Source organism: Geodermatophilus maliterrae (assembly GCF_041018925.1).
In the GTDB taxonomy this organism is placed as follows: Bacteria; Actinomycetota; Actinomycetes; order Mycobacteriales; family Geodermatophilaceae; genus Geodermatophilus; species Geodermatophilus maliterrae.
In genome coordinates, this window is the sequence record NZ_JBFNXQ010000143.1 from 1 (window position 1) to 10,387 (window position 10,387).

9 protein-coding genes are annotated in these 10,387 nt (G+C 75.4%); 6 read left to right on the forward strand and 3 right to left on the reverse strand.

Features of this window, described 5'->3' with window-relative positions; all coding sequences use genetic code 11:
* Positions 1-47 precede the first annotated feature (47 nt).
* Genes ABQ292_RS24855 through ABQ292_RS24865 form a run of 3 tightly spaced genes read right to left on the reverse strand, consistent with a single transcriptional unit; the run spans position 48 to position 3,750 of the window.
* A complete protein-coding gene (locus ABQ292_RS24855; protein ID WP_369210388.1) occupies positions 48-1,514 on the reverse strand; it encodes a phytoene desaturase family protein in 1,467 nt (488 codons plus the stop codon).
* Between the two features lie 23 nt (positions 1,515-1,537).
* Complete coding sequence (gene meaB, locus ABQ292_RS24860) at positions 1,538-2,563, reverse strand: methylmalonyl Co-A mutase-associated GTPase MeaB (RefSeq protein WP_369210389.1); 1,026 nt, start codon at positions 2,561-2,563, stop codon at positions 1,538-1,540.
* Positions 2,560-3,750: an acetyl-CoA C-acetyltransferase gene (locus tag ABQ292_RS24865; RefSeq protein WP_369210390.1), complete on the reverse strand. Its 1,191-nt coding sequence runs from the start codon at positions 3,748-3,750 to the stop codon at positions 2,560-2,562. Before ABQ292_RS24865 ends, meaB begins: the two co-directional genes overlap by 4 nt.
* A gap of 196 nt (positions 3,751-3,946) precedes the next feature.
* Here ABQ292_RS24865 and ABQ292_RS24870 point away from each other — a divergent pair, with 196 nt between their 5' ends.
* From ABQ292_RS24870 to ABQ292_RS24895, 6 genes are all read left to right on the forward strand, one after another.
* Positions 3,947-4,795, forward strand: coding sequence for an alpha/beta fold hydrolase (locus ABQ292_RS24870; RefSeq protein WP_369210391.1), 849 nt, complete (start codon positions 3,947-3,949; stop codon positions 4,793-4,795).
* Positions 4,796-4,890: 95 nt separating this feature from the next.
* Entirely contained in the window at positions 4,891-5,346 is a 456-nt protein-coding gene (mce, locus tag ABQ292_RS24875; protein ID WP_369210392.1) for a methylmalonyl-CoA epimerase, read from the forward strand.
* A gap of 105 nt (positions 5,347-5,451) precedes the next feature.
* A complete protein-coding gene (gene ccrA, locus ABQ292_RS24880) occupies positions 5,452-6,783 on the forward strand; it encodes a crotonyl-CoA carboxylase/reductase (RefSeq protein WP_369210393.1) in 1,332 nt (443 codons plus the stop codon).
* 122 nt (positions 6,784-6,905) lie between these two features.
* The gene (locus ABQ292_RS24885) at positions 6,906-8,420 is read left to right on the forward strand and encodes a DivIVA domain-containing protein (RefSeq protein WP_369210394.1); all 1,515 of its coding nucleotides are present in this window, start codon (positions 6,906-6,908) and stop codon (positions 8,418-8,420) included.
* Between the two features lie 66 nt (positions 8,421-8,486).
* Positions 8,487-9,473, forward strand: a complete 987-nt coding sequence (locus ABQ292_RS24890; RefSeq protein ID WP_369210395.1) for a hypothetical protein — start codon at positions 8,487-8,489, stop codon at positions 9,471-9,473.
* Between the two features lie 121 nt (positions 9,474-9,594).
* The coding region (locus ABQ292_RS24895) for a DUF4397 domain-containing protein (RefSeq protein WP_369210396.1) at positions 9,595-10,387 on the forward strand (793 nt) is incomplete at its 3' end.

Below are 10,387 nucleotides of genomic sequence, written 5' to 3' on the forward strand. Positions count from 1 at the left end.
CCGCCCACGCCGGCTACTTCACCCCCCAAGCCGCCTGAAAACCGCTGTCAGACGGCAGGGCGCAGGGGTGGGACGTCGCGGACGCCGAACACCTCGCGCAGCGCGACCCGTGCGGCGTTGTCCCCGCAGGCGCCGTGCACCGCGGGCCCGGGCGGGGTCGCCGCCGAGGCGAGGTACACGCCCTCGACCGGCGTCTTGTAGGTGTTCCACCGCGGCACCGGCCGGAAGAGCATCTGCCGCAGCGAGGCCTCGCCGTTGGAGATGTCCCCGCCGACGTGGTTGGGGTTCCACGCCTCCATCGCCGGCGCGTCCTTCACCGCCCGCGCGACGATCGTGTCCCGGAAGCCGGGCGCGAAGCGCTCGACCTGCGCCTCGATCGCGTCGGTCATGTCCATGGTGGAGCCGTGCGCCACGTGCACGTAGGCCCAGAACACGTGCCCGCCCTCGGGGGCCCGGGTGGGGTCGACGACGGTCGGCTGGACGGCGAGCACGTAGGGCCGGTCCGTGGTCCGCCCGGCCGCGGGCGCCGCCTCACCGTCCATGGTCTCGGCCAGGGTCCCGGCCACGTGGATGGTTCCGGCCTTGCGGACCTCCGGGTTGGTCCACGGCACCGGCTCGGTGAGCACCCAGTCGACCTTGAAGACGCCGGGCCCGTGGTGGTACCGCGACACCCAGCGCCGGTAGCCCTCGTGGACCCGGTCGCCGGCCATAGCCACGAAGCCCCGCGGTGTCGTGTCGAGCAGCACCGCCGGGACGCCGTCGAACTCGCGCAGGTCGGTGACGTGGTGCCCGGTGACCACCTCGCCGCCCTGTTGCTCGAGCGCGGTCACCATCGCGTCGGCCAGCCGCTGCGACCCGCCCTCGACCAGCGGCCACCCGCGGTGGTGGGCCAGCATGCCGAGCACCATCCCGAGGCCGGCGGTCAGCGGGCGGGCGAGGTCGAGCATCCCGTGCGCGGCGGCGCCCGCGATGAGCGCCTGCGCCTCCTCGGTGTCGAACCAGCGCTGCGCCAGCCAGCGGACGTTCGGCAGTGCGTTCAGCGCGAAGTGCGTGACCGCCCCGACGCTGCGGGTGGGCGGCCGCCGCAGCCGGCTCATGAGGAAGAAGTCGATGACGTCCTGCGCGTCCTCGACCAGCGGCCCGAACAGCCGGCGGTAGGCCGCGCCGTCGGCACCGAGGCCCTCGGCGGTCTCCTCCAGCGAGTACCGCGACACCGCCGCGCGGCCACCGTCGAGCGGGTGGGCGTAGGCGACCTCCGGGTGCACCAGCCGCACGCCCCGGCTGGGCAGGTCGAACTCCCGGAAGAACGGGGCCGCCGCGGCCATCGGGTGCACGATCGAGCAGGTGTCGTGCCGGTAGCCGGGGAGGGTCAGCTCCTCGGTCCGCATCCCCCCGCCGGGTCGCTCGGCCGACTCGACCACCTGCACCCGCAGGCCGGCGGCGGCCAGCCGGAGCGCTCCGGCCAGGCCGTTCGGCCCGGCTCCGACGACGACGGCGTCCGGCTTCCCGTTCACCCGGCCAGTCTCCCCGGCGACGGTCAGAGCTGCGCGAGGAGCCGGTCGGCGGCCCGGTAGGGGTCGGTCTCCCCCGCCACCACCTGGTCGGCGAGCGCGGCCAGCGCCGCCGACCCGCGCACGTCGCCGATCCGCGCGCGCAGCCCGGCCAGCGCGATCGCCTCGATCTCCCGCGCGGCCCGCTCCGCGCGACGCCGGGCGCCCTCCCCCGAGTCGGCCAGCCAGCGGCGGTGGGCCTGCACGTGCTCGAGCACGCGGGCGATCCCCTCCTCGCGCGCGGCCACCGTCCGGCAGATCGGCGGCTGCCACGCCCCGGGCCCGGTGTGCCGGCCGCCGAGGGACTGCGCGTAGCGCAGGTCGCGCACGGTCCGGTCGGCCCCGTCGCGATCGGCCTTGTTGACGACGAGGACGTCGGCCACCTCGAGGATCCCGGCCTTGGCCGCCTGGATGCCGTCACCCATCCCCGGCGCGACCAGCACCAGCGTGGTGTCGGCCAGCGAGGCGATCTCCAGCTCCGACTGCCCGACGCCCACGGTCTCGACGAGCACCACGTCGCAGCCGGCGGCGTCGAGCACCCGCAGCGCCTGCGGTGTGGCCCACGCCAGCCCGCCGAGGTGGCCGCGGGAGGCCATGGAGCGGATGTAGACGCCGGGGTCGCCGGCGTGGTCCTGCATGCGCACGCGGTCACCGAGCAGCGCGCCGCCGGAGAACGGCGAGGACGGGTCGACGGCGAGCACCCCCACCCGCCGGCCGGCCCGCCGCAGCGCCCGCACCAGCGCCGTCGTCGTCGTGGACTTGCCCACGCCGGGTGAGCCGGTGAGCCCGAGCACCTGCGCGCCGCCGGTGTGCGGCGCCAGCGCCGCGGCCACCTCGCGCAGCACGGGGCTGGCGTCCTCGACGAGCGAGATCAGCCGGGCGACGGCGCGCGCCTCGCCGTCGCGGGCCCGGGCGACCAGGTCGGGGACGTCGACAGCGCGCCGGCCCCGCCGCCCGCGAGGGGCAGCGGGGCCGGGCGTCGCTACTGCGGTCCCCTGAGGGGACTCGGTCACGCGGGGGCGGGGACGTGCAGGATCAGCGCGTCGCCCTGGCCGCCACCGCCGCACAGGGCCGCGGCACCGACGCCGCCGCCGCGGCGCCGGAGCTCCAGCGCCACGTCCAGCACGACCCGGGCGCCGCTCATGCCGATCGGGTGGCCGAGGGCGATGGCGCCGCCGTTGGGGTTGACCTTCTCCGGGTCGATCCCCAGCTCGCGGGTGGAGACGATGGCGACCGCCGCGAAGGCCTCGTTGAACTCGACCAGGTCGAGCTCCTCCGGGTCGATGCCCTCGCGCGCACAGGCCCGCTGGACCGCCCGCGACGGCTGGCTCTGCAGGGTGGCGTCCGGTCCGGCCACGACGCCGTGGGCGCCGATCTCGGCGATGGGGGTGATGCCCAGCTCGGCGGCCTTCTCCGCGGACATCACCACGACCGCGCAGGCACCGTCGGAGATCTGCGAGGCGGTGCCGGCGGTGATCGTGCCGTCCTCCGCGAAGGCCGGCTTGAGCCTGGCCAGGGTCTCGACCGTGGTGTCGGCGCGGACGCCCTCGTCGTCGCGGAACTCGATGGGGTCGCCCTTGCGCTGCGGGATGAGCACCGGGGTGATCGCCTCGTCGAAGACGCCGTTCTTCCCCGCGCGCGCGGCCTTCTGGTGGCTCTCCGCGGCGAACGCGTCCTGCTCCTCGCGGGTCAGGTCGTACCGGCTGTTCGCCCGCTCGGTCAGCTCGCCCATGGCGACCTGGTCGAAGGTGTCCGACAGCCCGTCGTGCGCCATGGCGTCGACGAGCTTCGCGTCCCCGTACTTGGTGCCGGTGCGCGAGCTGGGCAGCAGGTGCGGCGCCTGCGTCATCGACTCCTGACCGCCGGCGACGACGACGTCGAACTCACCGGCGCGGATGAGCTGGTCGGCCATCGCGATGGCGCTCAGGCCGGAGAGGCAGACCTTGTTCACGGTCATCGACGGCACCGACATCGGGATGCCGGCGGCCACGGCCGCGGGTCGCGCGGGGTTCTGGCCGGCGCCGGCCTGCAGCACCTGCCCCATGATCACGTACTCGACCTGGTCGCCGGAGATGCCGGCCCGCTCCAGGGCGGCCTTGATCGCGATGCCGCCGAGGTCGGCGGCGGAGAAGTCCTTGAGGGAGCCGAGGAGCCGGCCCATGGGGGTCCGGGCGCCGCTGACGATGACCGAGCGGGACATGCTGCCTCCAGTGCCGGTCGCCGCCGCCGGCGACCGCGGGTCGGGCCGCGCCGGCACGGGAGGGCAGGTCGCGGCAGTAGGGCTGCAGGACAGGATAGATCGCGCGGACGACGGTGGTCGACGTCTCCGCGCGGTTGGGCGGTACACGACCGGGTAGGCCGTCATGGACCAAGATCTCCGAGAACCTGGAGGGACCATGCCCCGCCTTCCCGTCGGCACCGAGAACGGCCAGCCCGTCGAGCTGTACTTCGAGGACCACGGCACCGGCCGCCCGGTCGTGCTGATCCACGGCTGGCCGCTGTCCGGCCGCTCCTGGGAGGCCCAGGTCGGGCCGCTCGTCGAGGCCGGCCACCGCGTCGTCACCTACGACCGCCGCGGCTTCGGCGCCTCGTCCCAGCCCTGGAGCGGCTACGACTACGACACCTTCGCCGCAGACCTCGACGCGCTGCTCACCTCGCTCGACCTGACCGACGTCGCCCTCGTCGGCTTCTCCATGGGCGGTGGCGAGGTCGTCCGGTACCTCTCCCGCCACGGCACCGCCCGGGTCAGCCGCGCCGTGCTGGCCGCAGCCGTCCCGCCCTACCTCTACAAGAGCGCCGACAACCCCGACGGCGGCCTCGACGACGCCACGATCGAGGGGTTCCAGCAGGGCGTCCGCAGCGACCGGCCGGCCTTCCTCGACGGCTTCACCAGGGACTTCTTCACCCCCGGCGGCTCCGGTCTGCTCAGGGGCGCGGCGGTGAGCGAGCAGCAGCGGCAGTACGCGCTGCGGATCGCCGAGGGCGCCTCGCCCAAGGGCACGCTGGACTGCATCACCGCCTTCGGCCGCACCGACTTCCGTGCCGACGTCGCAGCGGTCACGGTGCCGACCCTGGTGATCCACGGCGACAGCGACGCGATCGTGCCCTTCGAGGTCAGCGGCAAGCGCGCACACGAGGCGATCGCCGGCAGCGAGCTGGTCGTCGTCGAGGGCGGCCCGCACGGCGTCAACGCCTCGCACCCCGAGGAGTTCAACCGGGCGCTGATCTCCTTCCTCGCGCGCTGAGAGAGGCCCGTCGCACCCCGGTGCGACGGGCCCTCCGTGCGTGATCCCCGCCACACGTCGATGTCGTCTCAGACGTCTTGCGCCACCATGTCCCGATGACCGCTGACGTCCCCCCGGGTCTGCCCGCCGAGCTGTTCACCACCATCGACCACGTCGGCATCGCCGTCCCCGACCTCGACCAGGCGATCGCCTTCTACGCGGACACCTTCGGCGTGCGCTCCGTGCACGAGGAGACCAACGAGGAGCAGGGCGTCCGCGAGGCGATGCTCGCCGTCGGCAGCGGCGACACCCGCATCCAGCTGCTGGCGCCGCTGACGCCCGACTCGACGATCGCGAAGTTCATCGGCCGCTCGGGACCCGGCCTGCAGCAGCTGGCCTTCCGCGTCGACGACGTCGAGGCGGTCAGCGCCACCCTGCGCGAGCGCGGCCTGCGACTGCTCTACGACACCCCCAGGCGAGGGACGTCGGACAGCCGGGTCAACTTCGTCCACCCGAAGGACGCCGGCGGCGTCCTCGTGGAACTGGTGCAGCCGGCGACCTCCGGCCACTGACTCCCCCTGACGGGGCTCCGAGCAGGTTCCTACCCACCGGTAACATCTCGCGCCACCGCACCGCCCCTCCACCGCCTCCGAGCCGACGAAGACCCGGGAGACCGCGTGAACGAGATCAGGGACGCCATCCTCGCCGACGAGCTGGACGCCATGGCCGGCCTGCCGGTGCCGGAGTCCTACCGCGCCGTGCTGGTCCGCAAGGACGAGCAGGACATGTTCGAGGGCCTGGCCACCCGGGAGAAGGACCCGCGCAAGTCACTGCACGTGGAGGAGGTCGCCACCCCGGAGCTGGGCCCGGGTGAGGCGATCGTGGCCGTGATGGCCTCCTCGGTGAACTACAACACCGTCTGGACGTCGATCTTCGAGCCGGTGTCGACCTTCGGCTTCCTGGAGCGCTACGGCCGCCAGAACGACCTCACCAAGCGGCACGACCTGCCCTACCACGTGGTGGGCTCGGACCTGGCCGGCGTCGTGCTGCGGGTGGGCCCGGGGGTGAACAAGTGGAAGCCCGGCGACGAGGTCGTCGCACACTGCCTGTCGGTGGAGCTGGAGGACCCGGCCGGCCACGACGACACGATGATGGACCCGCAGCAGCGGATCTGGGGCTTCGAGACCAACTTCGGCGGCCTCGCGGAGCTGGCGCTGGTCAAGAGCAACCAGCTCATGCCCAAGCCGGCGCACCTGTCCTGGGAGGAGGCGGCCGCGCCCGGGCTGGTCAACTCCACCGCCTACCGGCAGCTGGTCAGCCACAACGGCGCGAACATGAAGCAGGGCGACGTCGTGCTGATCTGGGGCGCCTCCGGCGGCCTGGGCTCCTACGCCACCCAGATGGCGCTCAACGGCGGCGCCATCCCCGTCTGCGTGGTCTCCAGCCCCGAGAAGGCCGCGATCGTCCGCTCCATGGGCGCCGAGCTGGTCATCGACCGCTCCACCGAGCAGTACCGGTTCTGGAAGGACGAGGACACCCAGGACCCCCGGGAGTGGCAGCGCCTGGGCAAGAAGATCCGCGAGCTGACCGGCGGCGACGACGTCGACATCGTCTTCGAGCACCCCGGCCGGGAGACCTTCGGCGCCAGCGTCTACGTCGCGAAGAAGGGCGGGGTGATCGTCACCTGCGCCTCGACCACCGGGTACCTGCACTCCTACGACAACCGCTACCTGTGGATGAACCTCAAGCGGATCGTCGGGTCGCACTTCGCCAATTACAAGGAGGCGTGGGAGGCCAACCGGCTCATCGACAGGGGCCTGGTCCACCCGACCCTGTCGAAGGTCTACCCCATGACCGAGGTCGGCCAGGCCGCGTGCGACGTGAAGGGCAACCTGCACCAGGGCAAGGTCGGCGTGCTCACCCTCGCCCCCGAGGAGGGCCTCGGCGTCAAGGACGCCGCCAAGCGGGAGAAGCACCTGGCCGCGATCAACCGCTTCCGCGGCGTCTGACCGCCGCCGGTCCCGGACCCGGTGCTCCCGGGTCCGGGACCGGCGTGCACCGGGGAGGATGCGGCACCGGCAGGTCCGGTCCGGACGCTGACGACGCCCCCCGACTCTGCGAGGATGGTCCCATGAGCGACCCCCGCCGCGACCTGCTGCCGATGCGCGAGGCCCAGCACTCGTTCGACGTCGTGCTGCGGGGCTACGACCGCCACCAGGTGGCCGAGACCATCGAGCGCCTCGAGGCCGACATCCGGGTGGCCCTCGCCGACCGGGACGCCGCGGCCGGCCGCTCGGCCGACCTCGCCGGTCAGCTCTCGGCGATGCACGCGGAGATCGAGCAGCTGCGCCGCAAGGCCGCCAACGCCGGCCCGGCGACGTTCGAGAACATGAGCGAGCGCATCTCGCACATGCTGCGGCTGGCCGAGGAGGAGGCCGCCGACATCCGCGGGGCCGCCGAGCGGGACGCCCGCGCGCTGCGCGAGCACACCGCCGCCGAGGAGCGCGCGATGCTCGAGCGCCAGGCGGCCGGCCGGGCCGAGGTCGAGCACATCCTCGCCGAGGCCCGCCAGAACGCCGAGCAGATCGCCAGCAAGGCGCAGATCCGCGCCGACGAGCTGGTGACCAAGGCGCAGGAGAAGGTCGCCCGGCTCGACGCCGAGTCGCAGGCCCGCCGCGCCAAGGTCGAGGAGGACTTCGAGATCGCGCAGCGCGCCCGCCGCGCCGACGCCGCGCGGGCCGAGGAGGAGCGCGAGCGGGCCTCGGTCCAGGCGGCCCGGGACCGGGTGGCCGCCGCGGAGGCGCACGCGGCCGCCGTCGTCAGCGAGGCCGAGGCCTCCGCCGCCGCCATCCGGCGGATCCGCGACGAGCTCACCGGCCGGCTCACCGAGGCCCGGCGGGTGCTCTCCACGCTGCCCGACCTCGCCGACCGGTCCCAGCAGCGCCCGACGCCCGGGCAGGGGCAGCACGGCGGGCAGGCGCCGCAGGGCCAGGCGCCGCAGCCTCCCCATGGCCAGCCTCCCCATGGCCAGCCTCCCCATGGCCAGCCTCCCCATGGCCAGCCTCCCCATGGCCAGCCTCCCCATGGCCAGGCTCCGCAGGGCCAGCCTCTGCAGGGCCAGCCCGCCCCGGTGCCGCAGGAGCCGGCCGCTCAGCGCGCCGACGGCCCGCAGACGGTGGTCCCGCAGGCGGCCGGTCCGCGCACCGCGGTCCAGCCGGCCGTCGGGCCGCAGACGGCGGTGCAGCCGGCCGTCCGCCCGCAGACGGCACCCCAGCCGGTCCCCCCGCGGCCCACGCCGCACGCCCGCCAGCCCGAGTCCCCGGCCCGGGGCGCCGGTGAGGCCGACGCCGCGCGCCAGCCCACCCGGGTGTCGGCTCCCCCCACCCAGCCGGCGGTACAGCAGGACGGCGGTGGCCTCCCGGCCGCGCAGACCCAGGTGATCCGGCCCGTCTCCGCTCCGGACCAGGGCGGCACGGGCGGCCGGCACGCGAGCGGTCCCCCCACCGGCTCCACGCGGACCGTCCCGGGCGAGCAGACGTCGTCGGCCACGGAGCCGGAGGGGCCGCAGACGGCGGTGCAGCCGGCCGTCGGCGCCGAGTCGTCCCCGGACACCGGCGGCCAGCCGGCCGTGCCCGGACGCCGCTGACGGCACACCCGTCACCCTGGTTCCACTCCACGCGCGCCGCGGACCGGAACGCGGTAGGCAGTGTGCGTGCCTGACGCCGACCGAGCGGTGACCGCCGGTCCGTCGGACGCTCCCGACGACGAGCCCGCCCCTCCCCTGCCGCACCGGCACCGGGCGCGACACCGGGCCCGCCTCCCGGGACTGCTCGTCCCGCTCGTGTGCGGCGCCGTGCTCACGCTCGTCGTCCTCGTCGGTGGCGCCGCCCTGCTCGTGGCCCTCGACGACGGCGGCCGCGGCGCTCACCCCGCGGGCGGCGGCCGGGCCACGGCAGCGCCGTCGGCAGGGGTGACGGCGGCAGGGGGGCCGCCCGGGACGGACGCGCCGGCGTCGCCGGCCACCCCGGCCGGCGCCACGGTGGCCGGCTGGCTGCCGGGGGCGCTGTCCGAGGGCACCGATCTGGCCGCCTCCGCCGCCGTCCGCGCCGAGCTGGCCGAGCAGGGCGTGCCGGCCGACCGCGTGCGCCCCGCGGAGGACGGCGTGCCGGGCGGGAGCCTGCTCGCCGTCGTCGGCCCGGCGCCGCCCGGGTCGCGCGTGCTGGCCCGCTTCGACCGTCCCGGGGACGGCAGCGAGCTGCTGGTGGTGGACCCCGCCCCGGGTGAGCCCACCGCCGAGGAGCTCGACCGGCGCCGCGCGCTGGCCGAGGCCCTCCTGGCCAACCCGGCCACCGGTGCCACCGGTGCGACCGCGGACACCCTGTCCCGGGCCGCCGTGGACCAGCGACTGCTCAGCCTGCTCGCCGGCCTGGCCGCCCGCGACGGCGTCGGCATCGCATCCCTGCCGGTGCTCCCGGGTGAGGAGGGCTCGGCCGCGCCGGCGCGACGGGCCGTCCTGTCGGCCCTCGGCGGCGCACCCGTGCCCGGGGACCCGGCGGCCACCGACCGTCTCGTGGCCTGGCTCGAGGCCCAGCTGCCACCGTTCGCGTCCGACGAGGTGCAGGTCACCGACGACGGCGTGCTGGTCGCCTTCCGCTACGTCTCCGACCCCGACGCCGTGGTGACCGCCGCGACCCGGTGACGACCCCGTGCAGTCTGCCGAGGTGCCCCGAGGTGCGGCCCGGCTGGGAACGAGGTAGACCCTGTGTCATCCCCACACCACTCTGCGGTATGACCGCGGGGCTCTGAGCACGGAGGCACGCGTGACGAGGACGAGCCGGGCCCTGGTGGTGACGGCGCTGGCGGCGGCCGTCGCGGGGCTGCCGTTGTCGGCGGCGACCGCGGCCGAGGGCGGGCTGCTGCGGCTGGCCCACCTGTCCCCCGACACCCCTGCCGTCGACGTCTACGTCGACTCGGTCGCCGACCCCGCCGCGGGGCAGGTCTTCCCGGGCGTCGGCTACGGCACGGTCTCGGAGTACCAGGACGTCCCGCCCGGCACCTACGCGATCAGCATGCGCGCGGCCGGTGCCGACGCGGCCAGCCCGCCGGTGCTGTCGACGACCGTGCAGATCGGCGCCGACAGCGCGCGGACGGTGGCCGGTGTCGGCCCGTTCGCCGACCTCGGGCTGGAGGTCCTGCAGGACGACCTGACGCCTCCCCCGGCCGGCAGCTCGCGGCTGCGCGTCATCGCCGCGGCCGCCGCGGCCGACACCCTCGACGTCGCCGTCCCCGGTGGCCCGGCCGTGGCGACCGACCTGGCCTTCGCCGACGCCACCGGCTACGTCGACGTCCCGGCCGGCGCCACGAGCATCACGGTGACCCCCGAGGGCGGGCAGCCGACCGAGCTGCCGGTGCAGGTGGCCGCGGGCTCGGTGTACAGCGTCCTGGTGCTCGACACCCCCGGCGGCGGGCTGGGCGTGCAGACGGCGCTGGACGCCGCCGGCCCGGGCGTCGTCCCGGCCGGTGGGGTGGAGGCCGGTGCCGGCGGCACGGCGGCCTCGGAGGGCCCGTCGCTGCCGGTCCTGGCCACCGTGGTCGGGGGCTCCCTGGCGGTGG